This window comes from Burkholderia sp. BCC1640, assembly GCF_902833125.1.
Classification (GTDB): domain Bacteria; phylum Pseudomonadota; class Gammaproteobacteria; order Burkholderiales; family Burkholderiaceae; genus Burkholderia; species Burkholderia diffusa.
In genome coordinates, this window is the sequence record NZ_CADFEF010000031.1 from 54,929 (window position 1) to 77,324 (window position 22,396).

The window sequence follows — 22,396 nt, forward strand, 5'->3', positions numbered from 1 at the left end:
CGTGCAGTTCGTGTACGAACCATTATCTGTCACGTTGATGCTCGTTCATTTGATCGGCAACGATGCGATCAAGCGCATCGACTGTCTCGGCCGGCCCGGTGCCCATCGTGGGGCTGTACTTCCCCTGTACAACCAACATCGGCACCGCGCGCACGCGGTACGCTTCCCACATTTGCCGGTCCGCCTGAAGCGCACGTTGCGTCGCCGGCGAATCGACCATTACGGCGAAGCGCTGCGGATCGACGCCGTGTGCGGAAACGAACGCCATTTGTTGTTCCGTGGTCAGCAAGCGGTTGCTACCCCCGTGAATCGCATCGAACGCGGCCGGAATCAACGCCTCCTGGTGCAACGCAACCAGCGCGTGATAGAGCTTCGCATACGGGAGCAATTGCGGAACTGGCGCGACCGGCACACGTCGGAACACGATCCTGTCGCCCTGCTTTTCCCGCCAGGTCGCGAGGGTCGGTTCGAGCAACCGGCAGTACCGGCAGCCGAAATGAAAGAATTCGACGACTTCGACCTTGCCGGCCGGCACGCTGACCGGTACCGGCGTATCGAGCGTCCGAACACCCGCCTGCGCCGCCTGCACATCGAGACCGCCCTGAAGTACAACGACTAGCGCCGTGATCAACGCGGCCCGCACCCACTCTTTCTTCATCGTGTTTCCCTTGTGCCGGCAACCGGCGCGAAACGTGTTGGAAACTCCCGCCGCACCGATGCCGGATTTCTATTTACGGGGCGCCGCGGCAACGCGCGGCACTTCTTCGTCGGTGCACTCAACTCCCCTGCATATCCACAACCGACGGCCCCTTCCCCGCTTCCTTGCGCCCGTTGATGCTGTACAAGTACTTCGCGAGCGCATCGACCTGCTCGGCTGGCAGCGGCGCGCCGTACGACAGCCGCATCTTGTTGCTGATCGTGGCCCACTCCTTTTCGGTCAAAGGCGGCTGGCGCGTCACCATGCCCGTCGAGTGACAAATCAGACATTGCGCGTTCGCGATCTCCGATCCCTGCCCCGGCGGAAACCGCTCGGCGCTGACCGGCAACACCGCATCTACCGACGGAATCTTCACGACCCGCTCTGGATGCCGCCGCCAGTCGAAGCCCCCTTCTGGCATCCATGCCGCCGCCATCGTCACACCAATGACGACCGGAATGCCCCACATCAAAGCCAGACGAAACGCTTGACGATTCATGCTCTGATCTCCCGCGATCAAACGACTTGCAGCGCAACGGATTCGACGCCGTTGCGCATGAAACCCGAACCGTTCCAGTTCGACTGCATCGGCTGGGCGAGCCCCGCCACATTGGTGGCACGCACCATCAGCACCAGCGGCCCCGCCGCGGGCGGCGTGAAGCTGAAGGACCAGCGCCGGAAGCTGTATTGCCCGTAGTCGCGGTCAAGCCGGGCATCGATCCATGTGTGCCCGCCGTCCGCGGAGATCCGCACTTTCGCGACACCGCAGTCACCGCCGAACGCGAACCCGCGCACCTCGACATGCTCGTTGCGCCTCAGTACATCGCCGTCCTTCACATTCGTGATGAACGAGCGCGGCACCATCTTGTTGATCGGAATCATCTTCATGCCGGTCTGGCCCGGCTTCACGTTCGCCCCCGGTGTATCGGGAATCAGGTACGCACTCTTGCTCCAGTAGTTGTCGTCGGGTTCGTCGAGTACTTCGAGATCGCAGAGCATCTTGATCCAGTACGTCGCATACCACCCTGGCACGATCATGCGGATCGGGAAGCCGTTCAGCAGCGGCAGCGGTTCGCCGTTCATCAGATACGCGATGATCACCTCGCCGTCGAGCGCGTGATCGATCGCCAGTGATTTCTTGAAGTACGGCGTCTGCGGCGCGGCCGGCGATTCCAGCCCGTGCATGCGCACTTGCACCGCGCCGGCCCGCACGCCCACGCGGTCGAGCACATCCTTGAGCCTCACGCCGGTCCAGCGCGCGTTCCCCATCGCGCCGTGGCCCCATTGCGCACCCGGCACGCGCGGCGTGTAAAAGCCCCGCGAATTACCCGAACACTGGTTCACGGCCGCCACCTCGACCGGTTCGAAATCGTGAATCAAGTCGTCCAGCGTAAGAGCCACGGGTTGCCTCACATGGCCACGCACGTTCAGGCGAAACTTCGCGACATCGATGCTCGACGGAATGTTCGCCATATGCCAGCGCACGTAGAACTTGTCGTTCGGCGTGAACAGATGGCGGTCGAACACGTCGAACGGTGTTTCGAGCAGCGGCGGCCGCGTGCGCTGCAGGATCACGTCATGCTTTTGCGGAAAACTGTTCGTGATCTCGCGACGGCCATTGCCGAACGGCAGCTCGATAGCCTTCTCGACCGCGCCCCACGCATCGGCACCCGCCAGCCCAGCCAGGCCGAGCCCGAACGTCCGCTCGAGGAACTTGCGGCGGCCCGTAGCGGAAAATTGCGACGTCTTCTTGTTCATTGAGTGCAATCCTGTTTCGAATGAAATTCCAGTGAAGTGCCTGATGGCCTGGCCTTGCGTTCCAGTCGGCGCGCCGGTAGGGTGTTCAACCGGCACGCGTTAAGCGTGACGGACACCGAACTGAAAACCATCGCCGCTGCGGCAAGCGCGGGAGATGCATAGCCGCAGATCGCGACAGGCAATGCAATCAGGTTGTACGTTGCGGCCCAGCCGAGGTTCTGACGCATCACGCGCGCGATGCGCCGGCCGATCGCGATCGCATCGGCCACCTGCCCGACATCGCCACGCGACAGCACGACGGCTGCGGCGGCCGACGACGACGCGCACGCGCTCTGGACGGCGATCCCGTAATCAGCTGCCGCGAGCGCGGGTCCGTCGTTGAGCCCATCTCCGACGAACGCGACAACCCGATGCGCGCGCTGCGCGCTCGCGACGATCTCCGCCTTGCCCTCGGGGCTGACATCCGCCCTCACGCAGGAGCGCGGGAGCCCGACGGCGTCGGCCACCGTGATCGCCGGCCCGGCACGATCGCCAGTCAGCATGCCAAGCTCGATGCCGCGCGCGCGCAGTTCGGCGATCGCCGCCGACGCATCGGCACGCGGTGTGTCGGCCATCAGCACATGTCCGAGCAGGCGGCCGTTGCGCGCGACGAACGCTACCGTACCCTCGTCGCCCGGCTGGTCCGACGCCGCGATCCCCTCGCGAGCGAGCAGCGCGCCGGATCCGACGACAATGCGCGTACCGTCGGGTCCACGCCACACCACACCCAGGCCGGGAACGGCTTCACTTTCGCCCGCGCAGGCGTTGATGTCTTGCACGCAGTATTGGCGCAGCGCACGGGCAAGCGGATGCTCGCTTCCCTGCTCGGCTGTCGCGGCCGCGATCAGCACCGCCGTCTCGCACGAATCGGGTTCGGCATGCACGCGCACGATGCGCGGCTCGCCGAGAGTCAGCGTCCCGGTCTTATCGAAGAACACGGCATCGATCCGGCCCGCGCGCTCGATCGCTTCGACATCCTGAAACAGGATTCCGGCGCGCGCGGCTCGCCCCGCACCGACCATCAGAGCTAATGGCGTTGCGAGGCCGAGCGCGCACGGGCAGGTGATGACCAACACGGCAATCGCATGTTCGAGCGCCGCGCCCCACCCGGCACCCGACCCCACGCCGTAAGCGCAGGTGGCAGCCGCCACCATGAAAATGAACGGCACGAACCGCCGCGTAAACCGCTCCGCGAGCGCGTCCGTCGCGGTCTTGCGCGCGAGCATGCGCCGCAGCGTGCGTGCGATCGCATCGGCGCGGCGTTCGCCAACGGCCGATGTGACCCGCACCGTCAGACTGCCGGTACCGTTCAGCACACCCGCCTCGACTCCGTCGCCGGCACTCACGGCCACCGGCGACGACTCGCCCGTCAGCAGCGCGCGATCGAGCGTCGACGTGCCGCTCTCGATCTGGCCGTCGAGCGCCGCTCGCTCACCGGGACGCAGCACGAACCGCTGCCCAACCACCGCGCGCTTCGCGAGCCGCTCGTGCCGGCTGCCGTCCGCATCGATCATCAATACGGTTTCGGCCGGCAGCGCCAGCAACGCCTGCATCGCGTCGGACGCCCGCGCGCGAATCGTGTGCTCGATCAGCCGCCCAGCCAGCAACAGCGTGACGATCATGGCCGACGAATCGAAGAACACGTCCGCGCTGCCGGACAGCAATCGCCAGACCGACAGCCCGAATGCGATGGTCGCACCACAGGCGACCAGCACGTCCATTCCCGGCGCGCCCGCGCGCAACGTGCGCCACGCCGCGCGCAGGAACGGCCAGCCGCTGAACGCCAGGATCGGCAGCGTGGTCACGCCAGCGAACCACGCGAGCCCCAGTCGGATCGATTCGGGAATGGTGTGATGCGTGTCGAAATAGAGCGTCCACTGCGCCGGCATCGCCCACATCCCGAACACGACGGCCACGATGAGCCGCAGCCGTACGCGGGCGGCCTCACGGGCGAGATGCGCGCGCCGGTCGCGCGTCGTGCCTTCGAGTGTTGCCGTGTAGCCGAGACGTGTGACGGCGTCGAGCAGCACCTCGAGCGTGGTTTGCGTCGCATCCCACTGCACGTGCGCGGCCTCGGCCGCGAAACTCACGCGCGCCTCAAGCACACCAGGCTGCCGGGCCAGCACCCGCTCGACGGCGTTCGCGCAACTCGGACACCACATGCCGCGCACATCGACCACCGCGCTGCCGCCGGTGTACGCTGCGACGTCGCGTTGCGGCGCGCTGGCGGATGTCATTCCCGGCTCCCCAGTTCCGCGCCGCCGCTCCACGGCTTCGTCCGCCCCTTCAACTGCTCGCGCTCGGCCTTGAGCATGGGCGCGTCGAGCGGCGGCTTCGCGTCGTTCCCGAACTCCGTGCGGATGTGATTGGCGACGGCCACCAACTCGGCGTCCGACAGCGTGGCCCCGAATGCCGGCATCGAGCCGTTGTATTGACTACCTTTCACGCCGATCGGGCCGTCGATTCCCAGCAACAGGATGCGTGCGACCATGTCCGGTTTGCCGTTGACCCACTCGGACCCGGCCAGCGGCGGAAACGCGCCGGCTACGCCTTTGCCGTCGGCCTGGTGGCAGGCCGCGCAATGCGCGGTATACAGCACGCCGCCGTCGATCACCTGCGGCAGGTTGCCGGACGCCAGCGACTGATCGGGCTCCCGCCCCGAGCCGTGATAAAGCGTGAAGCTGCCCCAGGCCGTGAGGCAAGCAATAATGCCGACGAACAGCCAGGGCACCGGCCGCACGCCCTCGGTCGGCTCAGCCTTCTCGCGCCGGGCCGCTTCGTTGTCGCGTTCGATGCTCATTTTGCGCTGCCCTCCTGTGCGGCTTTTTCTACCGGGTAGGTGTGGTTCAGCCCGACCAGGTAGTCGACGAGGTCGAGCGCTTCCTGCGTCGCTACCACCTGCCCATGCACGGGCGAAAACGACGGAGGCAGCTTCACCACCGTGTCGCCCGCGGCCGGCGTATCGACGATCTTGAACAGATACGGAAAGGCCGGCATCACACTGCCCGGCGTCACCGCGCGCGGTTGGTACAGGTGGGCGAGATGCCAGTCGGCGCTCGGCTGACGCGCACCGATGTTGAACAGGTCCGGCCCGGTACGCGACGTGCCGAGCTGGTGCGGATAGTCGTACACGTAGTCGCTCGGCACCGCCGCGCGGCCCCAACCACGCAGTGCATCCGGGCCCATCGCCGCCGGTCGCGGCTGCTGGGAGTGGCAGGTCGCGCAGCCCAGCGACACGTAAGTCGCGCGCCCGCGCAGTTGTGCGAGCGTATAGGGGCTCAGCTTTTCAGGTGCTTTCTCGCGTTCGAGTTCGCGATACGGCATCGCGATCAGCACCACCATCGAGAGCGCGATAAGGATCAGCGACCCGATGATGACGGTCATGATTCGTTTCATGTGATGTCTCGTCGATGATTAGGCCTCGGCCGTGACGGCCGCAACTGCCTGACGGTCCGTACGCATCGTCAGAAGTTTGCAGAAGTGATACGCGAACACGCAGTGCCCGAGGGTCATCAGCGTGCCGCCAACCGTGCGCGCTGCAAGATACGGCAGAGTGACGGTCACGGACGCCATGAACGGCTGTTTCGGGTCGAGCATCGCCAAGCCTTGCAGCACGCCACCGATGGTCAGTGACACGAAGTAGATGCCGATGCCCGCGACGACCAGCCAGAAGTGCCACGCGATCAGCTTCGGAAACGGCCATTCGCGCCCGGCCACGCGTGGCATCAGGAAGTAGATGGCGCCGAACATGATCAGCGAATAGAAGCCGTACACGCCCAGATGCGCATGCCCGATCGTGTACTGCGTGAAATGGACCACGCGGTTGAACGATCGCACCGCTTCGAGCGAACCCTGCATCGACACCAGTGTGTAAAGCGCGGAGCCGAGTGCGACGAAGCGCAATGAATACGATTGCCTCAGAATCTCGCCATGCCCCTTGAGCGTCATCATGTGATTGATCGCCACCGCAATCACCGGCACGATCATCATCACGCTCTGCACGATCGACACCGTTACGACCCATTCAGGCACCGGGCCGCCGATCAGGTGGTGCACGCCGGCCTGGCTGTAGAACATGGCCAGTGCCCAAAAGCCGATCAGCGACAGGTTGTACGAGTAGATCGGGCGGCCGACGATCTTCGCGATCAGGTAGTAGGCGGTACCAAGGCCGAGCGGCGTGAGCCACAGGCCGAGCACGTTGTGCGCGAACCACCAGTTGACGATCGCCGATTCGACGCCGAAGTGCACATGCGGCACTTTCGCGACCACATACAGAATCGGGAACCACAGCAGCGCGGCGGCGAGATACCATACCGACACGTACAGGTGATCAACCTTGCGATGCCGCAGGGTCAGCAGCAGCGGCACGGCCGCCAGCGCACCCGCGATCGCGAGCAAGATGCCGATCTGCCAGGGAATCTCGAGCCATTCGAGTCCATCGCTCCAGCCGAACAGAATCGCAGCACAGCCCATCGCGACGCCGAGGTTCCACAGAACCGCGCCGACAATCGCGAAGCGCGCACCGACCAGTTGCGTCTTCAACAAGCGAGGCAGCAGCCACAACGCAACGCCGATGCCCGCCATCGATGCCCATCCGTAAGTCACGATGTTCAGGTGCACGATGCGCGTGCGGCCGAACGTCACCAATGGCGAGCCCGACAGCCAGTCGGGCACCTGGAAGTTCAGCGATGCAAGCAGGCCGAACAGCGAACCAAGCAGCAGCCAGCCCACCGACGATGCGATGAAGGCCAGCGCCGCCGCACTGCTCGACCGGTCAGCCAGCACGCGATCGCGCAGTTCAGCGGGGTCGGGCTGCGAACCAGCGGCGCCGCCGCCTTCCGGCGAAACGCCCGCGAACGGCTCCGCATGGCCGATCTCGCCTTCGGCGAAGATCACCGTGGCGGCCGACTGCCCCATTTTCAGCAAACCGCTCGATTGCGCCCAGATAAAGACGAACAGTCCGAGCACCGTGATGATGAACGACAGGCTGAGCAGCACGCCCAGTGTGAAATTCATGAGTTCTCCCTTGTTGCGTTGAAGCTAGATCGACGCGCCGACTACGCAGGCCGCACGACTCGTCGAAACGAAAGCGGGTTCAGCTCGTGCGCCCCTGGCAACAGATCGGCATGACGATCGGGAGATCGTTCGACGCCTTCCCGAACGTCAGGAAAAACGGGGCATTCGCCGCGTGCGCGTTCACCGCCAACGCGCAAGTGACAGCGACGGTCGCCGACAGTGCGCCTGCCACAATTCGGCGCCGGAATCCGTCTCGCGTTAGGGTTCGGTTCATTGCTTCGCTAACCTGAATCTGATTCGACATGACTGCTCCATTGGAAGGACAGGCGATGTTCGCCTATCGGCACAAAGAGATAAATTTGAAAAGTCAGAAAGTTCGCAAAATTCTTCTGACCAGCGTCACAAATGCCCTTAATGGCACTTGGCCGTGGATCGGCATATCCGGGCCAGTCCGTCGACGTCCCGACACCTGCCGTCAACACTCGGCGAACAACGCATCGACGGTGGCCGCCTCATCCTGCAGTTCATGCACCGAGCGGTCGATGCATTGCCGCGCGAATGCATCGATATGAATGCCCTCGACTCGCTCGTAGCGGCCGTCGTGACAAATCACAGGCACGCCGAATATCAGCCCCCGCGGAATGCCGTAGCTACCATCGGACGGCACGCTCATCGACACCCAGCGGCCGTCGCTGCCGCGGATCCAGTCGCGCATCTGGTCGATCGCCGCATTCGCGGCCGACGCCGCAGACGATGCGCCGCGCGCTTGGATCAGGGTCGTTCCGCGCGCCGCCACTTCCGGGATGAAGGTCTCGCGGTACCAGTTCTCGTCGTTGACCAAGTCCTTGATCAGGTAGCGGCCGACTCGCGCATACCGATAATCGGGAAACATCGTCGGCGAATGGTTGCCCCACACGATCATGTTGCCGATCACATTGACCGCGATCGCGCAGCGCTGGGCCAGCATCGATACCGCGCGGTTGTGATCGAGCCGGATCATTGCCGTGATCGCATCCTCGGGCAGATCGGGCGCAAAGCGGCGCGCGATGGCCGCATTGGTGTTCGCCGGGTTGCCGACGACCAGCACCTTGACGTTGCGGCTGGCTGACGCATTGAGCGCCTTGCCTTGCGTGCGAAAGATCGCCGCGTTCTCTGCCAGCAGATCGCGGCGCTCCATGCCTCGCCCGCGCGGCTTCGAACCGATCAGGAACGCGCAATCGGCGTCGCGAAACGCGACGGTCGGGTCGGTCGTCACTTCCACCCGGCGCAGGAGTGGAAACGCGCAATCCTGCAGTTCCATCACGACGCCCTGCATCGCGCCATAGGCCTGCGGCAGGTCGAGCAGTTGCAGGATGACCGGCTGGTCGTTGCCGAACAGGTCGCCTCGCGCGATCCGGAACAGCAGCGAATAGGCGATCTGTCCAGCGGCGCCCGTCACGGCAATACGCTTTACATCCGGCTTTACTGCATCCATTTTGATATCCTCAATATATTTTCTGGATTAGAGATGGGGACCGCGTGATCAGTGTCCCTATCAGGTTGTCAGCTCAAAATTCAGCTATTCGACGCGAGGCAAGGTGCATGGAACAGCCGGCCTTGCATCACACCGCGCAGGGTGCGAGTCGCGACCACGCTCCAGAAACAAAACAGCATCAGCGCGAAGGCAGTACCCAGCACGGCGAACACCATCATGTCGGTGGCGCGATACAAACCGATCGTGGCTGCGGTGTACACACCAAGCGGGAACGTGAAACCCCACCAGCCGAGATTGAACTGCATCCCTTCCTTGCGATAGCGCAGCGTGAACAGCACGGCAATTACGAACCACCAGATGCCTGCGCTCCAGAGCAGCAGCGCGCATGCCATGCCGAGTTCGTTTGCGAGCGCGGCAAGCGGCGCGAACGAACTGCCGTCGAACGCCGCCGGCGCCACCCGGCCGAGACCGAGAATGCCGAGCGCTCCTGTTCCGATCGGCCCCAACGTGAGCCAGCTCGACGGTGCGAGGTCGCGATGCGGCAGCTTGTGGATGACCAGTCGGAAGAACACAAGCGTGAGCACCGCGAACGCCATGGCTAGCGAGACGGCCCAGAGTGCGTAGCTGACGCCGATCACCGCTCGTGCGCCGTCGATCGACAAGTGCGGCGCGATCACCGCGCCGCTCGATGCGGTCACTTCCGGGCCGACGAGCGGCAGCAACAACACGGCGCTGACGCGCTCGAATGCATGATTCTGCTCGGTGAACATCAGATACGGCACCGCAATGGCCACCACGACGGCGAGCAGCGCATCGATCCACCAGAGCACCTGCGCGACCGAATGGGCCACCGGCCCGATCGCCGGCGCCGCGAACAGCACGAAGCCGTTGATGATAGGTACGAGGCCCATCGGAATGGCGCCGAGGAACATCGACTGCAGCGGGTGCCGCAGCATCGGCCAGATTGTGTCGGGATACCGGATCGCACGCGTCAGCAGCATTGCGGCGAATACGGCATACAGCACGACATCCGCGCACCATAGCGCGGCCGCGATGCCCTGCTGGCTCGGAAAGCGAAACGGCAGCGTAGCGAGTACCAATGCGACGATGCCGTTGCCCATGGTCACCGCGAACCAGTTCGGCGTGAACTGCCGAATCTTGTACGCGAGAAAACCGGTAGATACGGTGCCCGTGTTTGCATTTGAATTGAACATTGCGATCTCCATCGACGACCCATGGCCACTACGATAGCGATGCGCTTGACATATTAAAAATACATATAGATGATAATATCCATACATTTTTTATATACATCAGAATGAACTTTACCCATCTGGCGGCCTTCCTCGCCGTGGTCGAGGCGGGTAGCGTAACCGGCGCATCCGCGCGCTTGCACGTCAGTCAGCCAGCGCTGACCCGCGAAATCCGCGAGCTCGAGGAACGCCTGGGCGTCACGCTGTTCGACCGGCGCCCGCGCGGCATGAGCCCGACCGAGGCGGGGCAACTGCTGGCCGACTATGCAGTGCGAATCTTTTCGCTGTCGGACGAAGCCGAGGCGATGCTCGATGAATTCTCGGGCCTCGTGCGCGGTAGCCTGAAGCTAGCGGCCAGCCGCACGATCGGCAGCTATCTGCTGCCGTCCGTGCTGCATGCGTTCGGCGAGCAATACCGGAATGTATCGATCGACGTGGCGGAGATGAATACGGAGCAGGTCGAGGCCGCGGTACTGGCCTACGATCGCCAGCTCGGTTTCGTCGAAGGCCCGTATGACACGACTTCGTTCGACTCGGCACGGTTCGGCCAGGACCCGCTCATCCCCGTCGCCGCGCCGTCCCATCCGCTCGCGCGCAAGCGCAAGATCCGGATCGACGACATCGCGCGCCACGACGTGCTGTCGCGCGAGCCCGGCTCCGGCACACGAAATGCCGTCGAAGCGGCGTTCGCCGCATGCGGGCTGGCCTTTTCGCCACGCCTGTCGGTCGGTAGCGCCGAAGCGATGAACCGGCTGCTGGTGCGCGGCACCGCGATTGCATGGGTCTCGCGCATGACGATCGAATCGGAACTGACGACGGGTTTGCTCGTGCGCCTGCCAGTCGAGGGGCTGATTATCGAACGCGACCTGACGATCATCTGGCGAAAAGACAGCACGTTGAGCCCGAGCGCACGGCGATTCCGCGATATGCTGATCGACCACTGCGCGCCGGCAACCTGATCGTGTCGCGCCGTGGCGGGCACGAAACCGCGCGACGGTTCCGTGATGCCCGCGCCATGCCTCGAAGTTATGGCTGGTGTTTGGAACATGTATTTTTCATGATGGATCGCCACCCCTAGACTTCAGTCCATGCAGACAGTGAATCGCACTACTGACTGTATGAATCGAAACAAGGAAAGGGCAACATCATGAACAAAAGCATCCGTCACATTTCTTACGTCCTATCGGCACTCACGCTGGCTGCCTCCACCACGGCCGCGTTTGCTACTCCTTCTCCGGGAACGACTTCGCCGGCCGACCACTCTGCTCCACCTGTTATTCAGCAGAATGCGACGCCTGAAGCCCAGCATGCGCTGACGCGCCGCGAAGTGATCGACGAGTTGATCAAGGCCGAGCAGGACGGTACGCTGCAACGCCTGAACGATACGGTTTACCACGGCTCGTAACGCCGGGCGAAGCGGCTGTGGCAAAAGCGTCGAGACAGATCCGCGGCAAAACGCCCCTTCAAGCGCGTGCTGTCGGCAAATGCCCCGACGCCCAAGAAGATCGTTACCGATCAGCTGCGCAGCTACCCCGTGGCAAAGGCAGACGTCGAAGAGTTGGCGAACATGCCTTAGTCAAGGCTGCGGCGCGCGTGAACAACCTGACGGAGAATAGTCATCAGCTCACGCGAACGCAAGCGCCGCAGGCGCGGCTTCCGTTTGCCCGATCGCACGCAGACTTTTCTGTCTTGCTTCGATCCGATCCGTCAGCATTTCGCGCTCAAGCGACAATTGCTGCGCGCCTCGCGGGCCGCTTCGACGCTTGGCGCCTGCGTACCGGTCATGCCCAAAATTCGACTATTGTTTTCTGACGGATTGGCACGCGTGGCCGCCACGCAGCATCGAATCGGCAACGTGACAAGCCCCATCGACTCCTGTTGAAGGTCGTAGATTCTGCTAGCGGTGTCCGTTCGAGCGCTAATCGCGCGCAGCGCAGCCTCGAAATGACCTGCCCGGCGACGAACCGAAGCAGGGACGGCCTCGAGGAGCATGCGATGCCTGCGGCAGCATTCAACTTCTGGATCGAGCCACTCGCGCTTGCAGCTTGGCGCCGAGACGTCAACATCATTCAAAACCTACCCAAACGATCGATCGCTAATCACTGCCTCTAATGATCGGGAAAGCAATTGCCAGCTCTCGTGCGCCTGTCCCGGCTCCGCCATCCTGAGTTGCCGCTCCAGTACACTGCATTGCTGCGCAAGCTCATGCTGCTGCACAATGCCCAACGCGCCTTTCAGCGAATGCAGCTCCGACAGCATTGCCGCCACATCACCGCGAGCATGCGCCGCCTTCAGTACTTCGAGCGACTTCGTGCACGACTTGTGAAACACCGCGAAGAGCGAGGCCGGCATCGCGTGCTCGCCCAGCAACGCGCCGCTCGTGCCGTCACCAACGCCATGCGCTGCGCCACCCGTGGCCTGCGTCAGCACGCGCGCAAGCCCGTCAAGCGACAGCGGTTTGGAGATAACTGTTCGAACGCCGAGTTCGGCACATCGCCGGCGCTCGTCGACCGTTGCGTCAGCGGTCACTGCGACGATTGGCGTCTGCGGCCAGCGCGCACGCATGATCTGCGCAAGGACGTAGCCGTCCATCCGCGGCATGTTGAGATCGGTGAGTACGACGTCGAAAGTTTCATCGGACAGCACCCGTAATGCATCGACGCCGTCCGCGACAATTTGAGCCGTACAGCCGAGGAGTGTCAGTTGCTCGTCGAACAACCGCTGGTTAACCTCATTGTCTTCCGCAACCAGGACATGCAGGCCGAGCTGCGGCGCCTGGACATGGCTATCTGCCGACGCGCCGGCGGTGCATGCCTCGTCGAGCGGTACGAGCGGTTTGTTATTCAGCAGATGGTCAAGCGCAGCGCGCAGCCCAGCCGGCGCATAACACGATACCGTCACCACGCGACCGACACGCACGGGCTGCAACGGGCAGCTAACGCCACAATTGATCACAGCCTGGCAGTCCTCGACGATGCGGTTTTCGCTGTCCGCTGACCACCCGTTGCGATCCCCGCAGATGACAAGCACTCGACCGCTGACCTCCGGCAGATCATCCGGATGACGGAAAGCATCGATCTCAGCGCCCCATGCTTCAATCAATGTCGCGGCATACGTATGCCACTCATTCGCCTCAGCCAGCAACATCACGCGCTTCCCGGCAAGGATGCGTGCGTCTGCCATGATCGACGTGTCTGAGGACTTGATCTGATCAAGCGGCACACGTACTGTAAAGCGGCTACCCCTGCCGACATCGCCGTCGAACTCGATCGTTCCGCCCATGCCGACCGTCAGACGCTGGCATAGCGCAAGACCAAGCCCCGTGCCGCCAAAGCGTCGGGAAATCGATGAGTCAGCCTGCGCAAACGCCTTGAACAACTGTGCGCGCTGCTCGGCATCGATACCGATGCCAGTATCGGTCACCGTCACAACGAGCGTACCGCTGCTGGCTATGTCACCGACGGTGGGTTCATACGCGACGCCGAGCGTAACCTTGCCTTCGTCGGTAAACTTGATGGCGTTCGACAGCAGGTTGTGCACGACCTGTGCAAGGCGACCCGGATCGCCGTGCATCGGTTGATCGATCGACGCGCCGAACATGCCGTACAGCTCAATACCCTTCGCATGCGCAACCGGAGCGAACATCGTAAGCGCCCGCTCGATGACGTCGGCCACCTTGAACTGGATACGCTCGAATTGCATTTCGCCCGCCTCGATCTTCGAAAAGTCGAGCACGTCCTGGATGATCGCGAGCAGACCATTGGACGATGTGCGGATCGTTCGCAACCGGTCGCGCTGAAGTGGATTCAACGATGAGTGAGCAAGCAGCTCTAAATTGCCCATGATCGCGTTGAGCGGTGTGCGAATCTCGTGACTCATCGTGGCAAGGAAGGCAGATTTGGCTGCACTCGCCTGGTCGGCAGCGACCTTCGCGTCGCGCAGCTGCTGTTGCAGTTCGCGGTTCGCGGTCATATCGACAAATGCGGCGACGATTACGTCTTCGCCCAGGTACCGCCCCAGTGCGAAGCGCGCCTGCAGCGCGATTTCGCCGCGGTCGATCGTGGGCAACATCACGTCTTCCTGGAACACTTCGTCGGATTCACCGACTCGTGCCGCTTTCAGCCGCACATATCGCTTCGCCAACTCGCCCAACAACCTGTCCATACCGCCTTCGATCAGGTGACTCAGTGCGTGGAGCGACGATCCACCGTATAGCAGGGCGCCGTTTCCCGCGGACACGAGTCCGATGCCGACCGGTACCGTTTCAATGACCGTACGGCTTAGTCGTTCACTGTCGAACACTTGTTCGGAGCGCGCGTACATGGGACGGAATACACGACGGTTGAGCTGGTACAACATGAACCAGATGGCCACGAGCACAGCCAACGAAATGGCGGCCGCAGCGAGCGCTTTGCTCCAGATGGCGTCGGCAATATCAAGCCACGAGTAACTGTAGACGAGCGAATAACCCGTGGTACCGATGCGTCGCGCAAGCAGATAGCGGCCACCGTCGCGATGCTCGACTACTCTGCCGGCTACCGGCCCGTGCGCCCGCTGCCACTGCGACACGTAATCGAGCAATTTCAGATTCGGCTTTTCTTTCGCCGCCGTGGCGATGACGTCACCGTTATCATTGACAATCGCATACACGCCTTTGTACGCCCCATCGAGGATCGGCCACACCAGATCAGCGGGATCTACTTCGTCCACGAGCACCGCTTCGATCCTGCCATGGTGAACGACAGGTGCCGCAAGTCGCAGCATCTCCTGGCCATTGGGCAGCCGGTAGCGATGCGGCGACCAGTTCACTACCGGTCGCACGTTGTGAACTCCCGGAGGCACCGCATCGAGCAATGCTTCGGCACCGTCGGTAAGCTCCTGCACGAATGCCGTACGACCCGCTACACTGGTCAGCCGGGCCGGACTATCAATCGACGATGTAGGCAGGATGCCTACGATCTGGCGACCGGGGCTGAAGAAAATCTGAGTCGACTGCCGCTCCAGCACTTTCGACATCGCAATGTTGGCACGGCCAATCTGGGTCGCGAACTGAATGTAGTGCGCAATCTCGTCGTCGGTCGGCTGCGCACCCGGTGCTGCCGCGATCAGCAATTCCAGCCGTTCGGCGGGAAACGGCTTCCAGGATAGTAAGTTGCCGCGGGCGCGGAAACGCGCAATAAGACTGGCCGGCACCTCATGCTCGTCGCTCCATGAAAGTTCCGCACGAACCAGCCCGTTCAAGAACGAATGCTCGTTCGCAGCGACACGTCCGCGTACAAGTCGGTGCGCAATTGTGAACATCTCGCGCTCGTCGTCGATGTAAGTACGTACCAGCAACGTCACGTCGGCGAGAAGCGCAACGATCATGACCAGTACAGCGGCACAGCGTCCGCCTGTCATCAGAAGGCGGTGATAGCGGCGCAGCTCACCGAGTGTCTGGCGCAGAAGAGGCATATTAGGGTCCGATCTAGCGGTGCAACGAGGTACGAAGTGTATTCTCGTTGAAAGCCGTAGCATACGGCTCACTACAGGAAACGCTTCGGTTACACTAACCGCGCGTTATCTCTAAATACGCAGTGCCACCCCGCATCCCCCGACCCGTCATGAACATCCGCATCATCCTGGCCGACGATCATCCCACCGTACTGTCCGGCGTCCGTTATGAACTCGGGCGGGTGCCGACGATCGAGATCGTCGGCACGGCAGCGAGTACAGACGATCTGGTCGCACTGTTGTCGCGTAACAAATGCGACGTGCTCATCACTGATTACGCGATGCCCGGCGGCGGCTTCGTGGACGGTCTGCCGTTGCTGCAATACCTGCGGCGCACATGGCCCGACATGAAGGTAATCGTACTGACGACGATCGATAACCCGGCCATGCTGCTGGAAATGTCGAAAAGCGGCGTGGATGGCGTGCTCAGCAAGCTCGATGATATCGATCACCTGATCGCGGCAACACATGCCGTGTACGCTGGAGCGACCTACTATTCCCCCAGTGTGCGAGCCAAGACCGCCGCAACCGCGATCGCATCCCACACCGCGCCAGCGTTGTCACCACGCGAGGCGGAAGTCATCCGCCTCTATACATCTGGTCTATCGATCAGCGAGATCGCCGCGCAGTTGAATCGTACAAAACAAACCGTCAGCGCGCAGAAAATCAAAGCGATGAAAAAGCTCTCCATCGAACGCGACGCCGACCTGTTTCAGTACGCGTACGAAACTGGGCTCGTCGCGTCAGGTACCAAGGATGCGGCTGACGGCTGACGGCTGACGGCTGACGGCTGACGGCTGACGGCTGACGGCTGACGGCTGACGGCTGACGGCTGACGGCTGACGGCTGACGGCTGACGCAGCATACCGATCACCCGCTGACGCGTCCAGCGCTCCGCACTACTTCGACCGCAAATAAGACTTGTCTTATTTATTTCAAAGAAAAATAAGACAAGTCATCCAGACGGCGTCAGGGCCTACCGCTATATTTTGATACTTGATATGCATCAATCAATGCGGAGAGGCCAAATCATGCTTGCAAACAATACATTCAACGTACTGATTGCGGATGATCATCCGCTTATCCTTGCTGGTATTGACGCAACGTTGCGCAGCTTGCGGCAGTTGCGAATCGTCGGTTCGGCGTGCAACTCCACTGAGATCGTCGAGTTTCTGGAAAAACGACGATGCGACTTGCTGATCACGGATTTCGTGATGCCCGACGGTAAGTTCAACGACGGAATCACGATGCTCACGTATATCCGGTCGCATTATCCGGATCTGCGGATTATCGTGTTTACCGCGCTTGACAGCACCATACTGACCGGGAGCCTGCTGAAACTAGGTGTGAAGGGAATCGTCAGCAAGATCGACGACCTCGGACATTTGATATCCTCGATCTACTCGGTGCGCTCGGGCAACGAATATTTGTCGCCCAGCGTGAGCCGCGGACTCAAAAGTGCGCGTGGCAGCCGCCGGACAACCGATCTCACAAAAAACGAGTTGGAAGTGCTGCGCCTATACGTGTCGGGTATGTCGGTCACAGAGATCGCCGCACGGCTGCACCGCACGAAGCAAACGATCAGCGCGCAAAAGCTTAAGGCAATGCAAAAACTCGGTGTCGAGCGGGACGCGGATCTGTACCAAATGGTTTACGAATCGGGGCTCGATACTGCCGCTATCTTCCAGAATTGAGTCGCCGCGATCATCAACACCATCACCATCCGGAGATTCGTGACTGACTGCGAGAACACAATGCGTGTTGTGTCACGACGCTTCGGGTCACACGATGACTGCATGTGTGTGCGCCATTGACCTGACCGTCCCTTTCGGCAGCGTCATCTGGCTTCTAGCAGTGCCTTTAAAATTGATAGATTGATTTAACGCCTCTTCGGCGCCACGAATATTCCCATGCAGGTCAGGGGTGTCGCTCGTTGAGCGACGGTGCCACCGCGCGCACCGACGAACTGATCGCGCTGCTGTCGCGTACACCCTGCGACGTGCTGATCACCGATTATGTAATGGCGGGCGGCCCCTTCGTGGACAAACTATCGCTGCTTCAATCCGTGTGCTGCGCACATGGCCCGGCATGAAGGTGATTGTCCTGACGGCGATCGACAACCCAAGGGATCTTCCAAAGCGACGCCCATGGCGTCCTCAGCAGGCTCGACGATAAGGGCCACCTGGTCGTGTCTGCGCGACGGCGCGACGTATTTTTCGCCGAGCGTCACGCCACATACGATGCCGGCGGTGACGTCGTTGGAGGCGGCGGCGAAGGTGGCGCGGCTGGCGAACCCGCCACAGACACATGACTTGTCTCATAAAAAAGCGTTGAAAATAGGACGAGTATTAAATCCTGAATTCAGGTATATCGCTATATTTGAAGGGGGCACATCTCTAAAGCGGGGCACATCTAAATGCTGGCGACAAACACTCTTAATGTCGTGATTGCCGACGACCATCCAGCAGTGCTACTCGGAATCGAAGCCACCTTGCGCAGTCTCTGCCCGGTTCACGTGACCGGAACAGCCGGCAATTCGACGGAAATTGTTGACTTATTGTCAAGTCAGCCGTGCGATTTGCTGATTACTGATTTCGCGATGCCGAACGGCAAATACAACGACGGGCTTGCGATGCTGTCGTATCTGCGTACCCATTTTCCCGACGTGCAGATCATCCTGATCACGGCCCTAGACGGTGCCGGGTTGGCAAACAAACTGCTCAAGCTCGGGGTCAAGGCGATAGTGAGCAAAGTCGACGATGTCGCACATCTGATTTCGGCGGTCTATGCTGTACTGGCAAATGCTGAATATCTGTCGCCACAGGTATCGGCGGCTCGGCGTAAGCAGCGCATTGGGTCGCGGCACCTGAACCTCACGAAAAGCGAGTTCGAAGTGCTGCGGCTCTATGTCTCCGGGATGTCGGTCAGCGAGATCGCGGCACAGCTGCGACGTACGCGCCAGACCATCAGCGCGCAGAAGATGAAGGCGATGCAGAAGATTGGCGTTGAACGGGATGCGGACCTTTACCAAATAGTCTTTGAGTCACGACGGGGATTCGACGATTTCTTCAGCACTTGAGCAGCGCGATCAGTATCGCGGACCGCGACGGAGCACGCACGAATTCAAACACGTCTCCGACACGCTTTCTGACTCGCCCACCCTGTATCGATGATATTGACAGCTTGCGCGATTCGCTGCGAAACATCGATCAACAGCCGTTGCTCCTGCCACGCCCCGAGAGCTGACTTAGTGCGGATTAGCCGGAACTCGATCTGACATGCTCGGGGCCGCAGTATTCGGTGCCACCGAACCGCCCTGGAAATCGTCGAGGCTGGTTGGTTTAAGTTAATGCAGGTTCAGCGGCAGCTGTTTCAAGTTGCCGATAGTAGTTTGCGTCAGCTTCGGGGGCCGGAATATAGTCGACGGGCGTTCTATCAATCGGTGATGATTGAACTATCAGGCTCCCTTGTGACGCTGCGGTAGGATTCTTGGCTCAGGCCGATTCGATGTCATTTCCTCGCCGACTTTCGCCTCTATGCCGCTTTCGCGGCGAGCGTTCTCATGCGCGTGAGGTTGTAGGCCGCTTGCGTCAGCAGGAATAACTGCTGGCTTGAATTCGTTCGTGTACTGCCGTCTCCGTACCGCATTTCTGCCATTTGCCTCCCCAAAACAGCCACAAAGTGATCGAACTTCTTGCTGTACATGGAATCGAGGCAAGATCACAGGTCGTGTTCGGAAATCGCATCGCGGGCGCGTTCAATAGCGATCGCGCGATGCACGGCCGTTGTGCGACAGCATCGCGATCAGTTCCGCATCATTGCTCACACCGAGCTTGCGGTACGCGGACTGCTTCTGCGAACTGATGGTCTTGTAGCTGCGCCCGACGCGATCGGCTATCTGCGTGATGGACAAACCGCGCAGGTAATATTCGAGCACGGTCCGTTCGCGCGCGGTGAGATCGGGGCGTGAGATGAGTGCAGGTGCCCCATCTGGACCAGGCGGCGGGTGCGCGAATGTATCGGTCGTCGGCTTCGGTCTCATGATTCGCGCGCTGAAGTATGTGTTGCCGGCCGCGACCTTGCGCACGGCCTCGGCGTGATCGTCGAGCGATTGCGTGCGGCCGATGAAACCGTTGACGCCCAGCTCGAATAGCCGCGCGATCGTATCCGCGCGCTCGTACTCGGAACAGACCAGAATGCGTGTCGTCGGGAAGTTCGTGCGCAACGTGCATACGAGATCGAGCCCATCGTTCGTATCGAGCACATGGTTCATGAGAACGAGATCGAAACATGCGCCGTCCGCGAGCGCGTCGAGCAACTGGGCCGCCTGTCGGAAGACGCCCGCCACCGTCCACGCCGGCTCTTGTTCAATCCGTGTGCGCAAGGCGTAGCGCACGAGCTCATGTGAGTCAAGCAATGCGATGCGCAGGTGTGTGTTGTGCGGCGGCGTGCTCATACCGTTCCCTTTAGCCAGCGGATCAACTCGCCCGCACTGCTCAACTCGCGAAACACGGCCTGATAGCCGTCGAAACGCGTCGTGATTTCGTTCACGCGATTGCCGTAATGATCGCTTTCGGCTTGCAACACATCAAGCAGCGTGCGCTTGCCGAGGTGATACCACTGATCGAAGAACGCCTTGCGCACGCTATCGGTCTCACCGACGAGGTTGCCGTAAAGACCGGCCCGGTTGAGCAACGTGCGTGCGTCCTCGTCGGCCGCGCGAATCGCATACCCCAGGTCGAGCCGCGCCTGTTCGATCTTCTGCTCACTCGCGCGCGCGCGCTCCAGCGCGGCAATTTCCGCGGCCTTCGCCGATCCGCCCTGGAACGCATTCCAGTTGAGTGTCAGCATCGTTTGGAACGGCTGGGTGCGGTCGATCTCATCGCGACCGATCGTCTTGCTCACAATCCAGTTAATCGAAGGCCGAGACGACACGCGCACCGCTTCTGCCTGCAACTGGGCCGCCTGTGCCTCGGCCCGTGCCTGGCGGATCTGCGGATGCTTGTCCATATCCGACAGCAACAGCTCCAGTGGAGCCGGCACAATATTCCATGCCGACGCCAGCGGCAAATTCAGCGGCCGCTCGCCCACCAGCTTGCGCAGCGTCAGCTCGGTGTCGCGCGCCTTCGCGGCTACCGCATCACGCGAAGCCTGAGCCTGCAATAACCGCGCCTTCGCCTGCGTCAACTCGCTCGCCCGCCCGCGATCGACCGCGACGATCTGGGCGAGCATCGTGACGAGCTGCTGCATTCGGTCCACGAACTGCTGGCTAACCGTGATCAACAGCCGCTGCTTGGCCAGTTCGGCCATCGCCGTCGTGACCGTGTACGCCGAATTCTCGAGTTGCCCATCGTAGTATTCCTTGCCCGCGTCAGCCGTCTTCTGACGGCTCTTGATCGACTTCGACAGATAGCCCCAGTCGAAGATCGACGTCGTCACATTTGCCGTGATCGCAGTGCCGTGCCCGGCTGAATTACGCGTCGAGCCACCGAATTCGACAGCCCTCGAACGCGACGCGAATTGCAGTTGCGGCCAGCGCCGGCCCTTGACTTCGTCCACGTCGGCCATTTGTGCGCGATATGACGCATTTGCAAGCTGAATCTGCGGACTGCGATCGAACGCTGCCTCGACCACCGCGAGAAAAATCGGACGCAGATCACTCTGCGGCGGCAAGCGATCGCGAGCGTCTCCATCGACAGGCGCCGCCATCCAGTCGCGTGCGAGTTCCGCCTGCGAACGCGTACCTGGCATCGCGACCGAGCCTACAAGGTTAAGACGCGGATCAAACGCAGCGGGATAAACCCGCTCGCGCCGCTCGGCATTGATCATCTCCGCGAGTGTGACCCGACCATTCGCCGCCGATGCCAGCGACGCGCCACCATTCCGCAACAGCGATTCGGGCTCGCTGGGGTGCGCCGTGAGCGTCCGGGCGCGCATCCGTACCGCCGCCTGCCGGGTCACCGCGTCCCAGCCCGGCTGGACGGACGAAGCCGACGCACCTGCCAGATCCGGCGGTAATGCGCCGATATCCGGTCGGATCGCCGCCGACCGACCGGCCGCACGCTCGTCCGGCGGTGCCGGCCGCGGTATTTCCCGCAGCGCGCCTGTTGCCGTACCGGCCGCCGACGGTGCATCCGAGCGCGTCGAGAGGCCCGACATGACAAACCCTGTCGATACATCCGCATGCACGCCCCGCTGGCTGACATCCGTCCACGCCCGTCCACCCGCCGAACCTTTGGCCGATCGCGGTGGCGGAGCGGCGCGACTGCCCGCGCCGGTCGACGCGACTTGGCCGTTCGCCCTGGCCGCCCGCTCCGCTTGCAGCATGGACGCAATACGCAATGCACGCGCCGTGCGCATTGCCTTGCGTGCCTCGAGCCGCTGCTCGCGCTCCGCGCGGATTGAACCTGTCAGGTTTTCGGCGCTTTCACGGTCATCGGATAACGAAATGGTGACGACTTTCTCCGACGGCTCGGCGTGCTTCGATTCGTCGCCTGCAACCGGATCGGCACCGCCTGCCGATTCGATCAGAGCGGCCGAGCTCGAGTGCGAGACGGCCATCATGCCGGTTGCGAACAGCAGCGACAGCGTCGTGTGTCGAAACGGCAAATCGGAGAAAACTCCGCTGCGCACGGCTGCATCGGCGCACTGGTGAGTAGATGGCAT

The 22,396-nt window shown here is 62.0% G+C and carries 18 protein-coding genes and 1 pseudogene; 7 read left to right on the top strand and 12 right to left on the bottom strand.

Features of this window, described 5'->3' with window-relative positions; genetic code table 11:
• Positions 1-22: 22 nt before the first annotated feature.
• From HWX25_RS27140 to HWX25_RS27180, 9 genes are all read right to left on the bottom strand, one after another.
• Complete coding sequence (locus HWX25_RS27140) at positions 23-658, bottom strand: thiol:disulfide interchange protein DsbA/DsbL (protein WP_175911518.1); 636 nt, start codon at positions 656-658, stop codon at positions 23-25.
• A 118-nt stretch (positions 659-776) separates the two neighbouring features.
• The gene (locus HWX25_RS27145; protein ID WP_236873285.1) at positions 777-1,196 is read right to left on the bottom strand and encodes a cytochrome c; all 420 of its coding nucleotides are present in this window, start codon (positions 1,194-1,196) and stop codon (positions 777-779) included.
• Positions 1,197-1,213: 17 nt separating this feature from the next.
• A complete protein-coding gene (locus HWX25_RS27150; RefSeq protein WP_175911520.1) occupies positions 1,214-2,455 on the bottom strand; it encodes a molybdopterin-dependent oxidoreductase in 1,242 nt (413 codons plus the stop codon).
• Complete coding sequence (locus HWX25_RS27155; RefSeq protein ID WP_175911521.1) at positions 2,452-4,731, bottom strand: cation-translocating P-type ATPase; 2,280 nt, start codon at positions 4,729-4,731, stop codon at positions 2,452-2,454. Before HWX25_RS27155 ends, HWX25_RS27150 begins: the two co-directional genes overlap by 4 nt.
• Complete coding sequence (locus HWX25_RS27160) at positions 4,728-5,294, bottom strand: cytochrome c (RefSeq protein ID WP_175911522.1); 567 nt, start codon at positions 5,292-5,294, stop codon at positions 4,728-4,730. The genes HWX25_RS27155 and HWX25_RS27160 overlap by 4 nt, the downstream gene beginning before the upstream one ends.
• Positions 5,291-5,890 carry a cbb3-type cytochrome c oxidase subunit II gene (locus tag HWX25_RS27165; RefSeq protein WP_175911523.1) on the bottom strand — a complete coding sequence of 200 codons (600 nt, stop codon included), beginning with the start codon at positions 5,888-5,890 and terminating at the stop codon, positions 5,291-5,293. The genes HWX25_RS27160 and HWX25_RS27165 overlap by 4 nt, the downstream gene beginning before the upstream one ends.
• Before the next feature lie 18 nt (positions 5,891-5,908).
• Entirely contained in the window at positions 5,909-7,510 is a 1,602-nt protein-coding gene (locus HWX25_RS27170) for a cbb3-type cytochrome c oxidase subunit I (protein WP_175911524.1), read from the bottom strand.
• Positions 7,511-7,985: 475 nt separating this feature from the next.
• Positions 7,986-8,984, bottom strand: coding sequence for a malate dehydrogenase (locus tag HWX25_RS27175; RefSeq protein ID WP_175911525.1), 999 nt, complete (start codon positions 8,982-8,984; stop codon positions 7,986-7,988).
• A gap of 80 nt (positions 8,985-9,064) precedes the next feature.
• Positions 9,065-10,198, bottom strand: a complete 1,134-nt coding sequence (locus tag HWX25_RS27180; protein ID WP_175911526.1) for a TDT family transporter — start codon at positions 10,196-10,198, stop codon at positions 9,065-9,067.
• A gap of 104 nt (positions 10,199-10,302) precedes the next feature.
• Here HWX25_RS27180 and HWX25_RS27185 point away from each other — a divergent pair, with 104 nt between their 5' ends.
• The 3 genes and pseudogenes from HWX25_RS27185 to HWX25_RS27195 form a co-directional block, all read left to right on the top strand.
• Positions 10,303-11,196 carry a LysR family transcriptional regulator gene (locus HWX25_RS27185; protein WP_175911527.1) on the top strand — a complete coding sequence of 298 codons (894 nt, stop codon included), beginning with the start codon at positions 10,303-10,305 and terminating at the stop codon, positions 11,194-11,196.
• A gap of 188 nt (positions 11,197-11,384) precedes the next feature.
• Positions 11,385-11,642 (top strand): DUF4148 domain-containing protein, encoded by a 258-nt coding sequence (locus HWX25_RS27190; RefSeq protein ID WP_059820834.1) that lies wholly within the window; start codon positions 11,385-11,387, stop codon positions 11,640-11,642.
• A gap of 15 nt (positions 11,643-11,657) precedes the next feature.
• Positions 11,658-12,049 (top strand): annotated as a pseudogene (locus HWX25_RS27195) (DDE-type integrase/transposase/recombinase); the annotation flags it as partial.
• Between the two features lie 264 nt (positions 12,050-12,313).
• On the opposite strand, the gene HWX25_RS27200 reads toward HWX25_RS27195, so the two are convergent.
• Positions 12,314-15,691, bottom strand: coding sequence for a hybrid sensor histidine kinase/response regulator (locus HWX25_RS27200; RefSeq protein ID WP_175911528.1), 3,378 nt, complete (start codon positions 15,689-15,691; stop codon positions 12,314-12,316).
• Between the two features lie 149 nt (positions 15,692-15,840).
• Here HWX25_RS27200 and HWX25_RS27205 point away from each other — a divergent pair, with 149 nt between their 5' ends.
• From HWX25_RS27205 to HWX25_RS27220, 4 genes are all read left to right on the top strand, one after another.
• Positions 15,841-16,503: a response regulator transcription factor gene (locus HWX25_RS27205; RefSeq protein WP_175911531.1), complete on the top strand. Its 663-nt coding sequence runs from the start codon at positions 15,841-15,843 to the stop codon at positions 16,501-16,503.
• A gap of 258 nt (positions 16,504-16,761) precedes the next feature.
• Positions 16,762-17,424: a response regulator transcription factor gene (locus HWX25_RS27210; RefSeq protein WP_059820837.1), complete on the top strand. Its 663-nt coding sequence runs from the start codon at positions 16,762-16,764 to the stop codon at positions 17,422-17,424.
• Positions 17,425-17,663: 239 nt separating this feature from the next.
• Complete coding sequence (locus tag HWX25_RS27215) at positions 17,664-17,822, top strand: hypothetical protein (RefSeq protein WP_175911533.1); 159 nt, start codon at positions 17,664-17,666, stop codon at positions 17,820-17,822.
• A 324-nt stretch (positions 17,823-18,146) separates the two neighbouring features.
• Positions 18,147-18,809, top strand: coding sequence for a response regulator transcription factor (locus HWX25_RS27220; RefSeq protein ID WP_175911534.1), 663 nt, complete (start codon positions 18,147-18,149; stop codon positions 18,807-18,809).
• Between the two features lie 678 nt (positions 18,810-19,487).
• Here HWX25_RS27220 and HWX25_RS27225 read toward each other — a convergent pair.
• Together HWX25_RS27225 and HWX25_RS33545 are read right to left on the bottom strand one after the other, a co-directional pair.
• Positions 19,488-20,186 (bottom strand): response regulator transcription factor, encoded by a 699-nt coding sequence (locus tag HWX25_RS27225; RefSeq protein WP_175911535.1) that lies wholly within the window; start codon positions 20,184-20,186, stop codon positions 19,488-19,490.
• Complete coding sequence (locus HWX25_RS33545; RefSeq protein WP_244135320.1) at positions 20,183-22,396, bottom strand: TolC family protein; 2,214 nt, start codon at positions 22,394-22,396, stop codon at positions 20,183-20,185. Before HWX25_RS33545 ends, HWX25_RS27225 begins: the two co-directional genes overlap by 4 nt.

Bases quoted from the DNA above. Each gene is read 5' to 3' on its own strand.
- HWX25_RS27185 (WP_175911527.1), top strand. From the start codon at position 10,303: ATGAACTTTACCCATCTGGCGGCCTTCCTCGCCGTGGTCGAGGCGGGT.
- HWX25_RS33545 (WP_244135320.1), bottom strand. From the start codon at position 22,396: ATGCCATCTACTCACCAGTGCGCCGATGCAGCCGTGCGCAGCGGAGTT.
- HWX25_RS27225 (WP_175911535.1), bottom strand. From the start codon at position 20,186: ATGAGCACGCCGCCGCACAACACACACCTGCGCATCGCATTGCTTGAC.
- HWX25_RS27220 (WP_175911534.1), top strand. From the start codon at position 18,147: ATGCTGGCGACAAACACTCTTAATGTCGTGATTGCCGACGACCATCCA.
- HWX25_RS27145 (WP_236873285.1), bottom strand. From the start codon at position 1,196: ATGAATCGTCAAGCGTTTCGTCTGGCTTTGATGTGGGGCATTCCGGTC.
- HWX25_RS27170 (WP_175911524.1), bottom strand. From the start codon at position 7,510: ATGAATTTCACACTGGGCGTGCTGCTCAGCCTGTCGTTCATCATCACG.
- HWX25_RS27140 (WP_175911518.1), bottom strand. From the start codon at position 658: ATGAAGAAAGAGTGGGTGCGGGCCGCGTTGATCACGGCGCTAGTCGTT.
- HWX25_RS27150 (WP_175911520.1), bottom strand. From the start codon at position 2,455: ATGAACAAGAAGACGTCGCAATTTTCCGCTACGGGCCGCCGCAAGTTC.
- HWX25_RS27200 (WP_175911528.1), bottom strand. From the start codon at position 15,691: ATGCCTCTTCTGCGCCAGACACTCGGTGAGCTGCGCCGCTATCACCGC.
- HWX25_RS27160 (WP_175911522.1), bottom strand. From the start codon at position 5,294: ATGAGCATCGAACGCGACAACGAAGCGGCCCGGCGCGAGAAGGCTGAG.
- HWX25_RS27190 (WP_059820834.1), top strand. From the start codon at position 11,385: ATGAACAAAAGCATCCGTCACATTTCTTACGTCCTATCGGCACTCACG.
- HWX25_RS27175 (WP_175911525.1), bottom strand. From the start codon at position 8,984: ATGGATGCAGTAAAGCCGGATGTAAAGCGTATTGCCGTGACGGGCGCC.
- HWX25_RS27165 (WP_175911523.1), bottom strand. From the start codon at position 5,890: ATGAAACGAATCATGACCGTCATCATCGGGTCGCTGATCCTTATCGCG.
- HWX25_RS27205 (WP_175911531.1), top strand. From the start codon at position 15,841: ATGAACATCCGCATCATCCTGGCCGACGATCATCCCACCGTACTGTCC.
- HWX25_RS27180 (WP_175911526.1), bottom strand. From the start codon at position 10,198: ATGTTCAATTCAAATGCAAACACGGGCACCGTATCTACCGGTTTTCTC.
- HWX25_RS27210 (WP_059820837.1), top strand. From the start codon at position 16,762: ATGCTTGCAAACAATACATTCAACGTACTGATTGCGGATGATCATCCG.
- HWX25_RS27155 (WP_175911521.1), bottom strand. From the start codon at position 4,731: ATGACATCCGCCAGCGCGCCGCAACGCGACGTCGCAGCGTACACCGGC.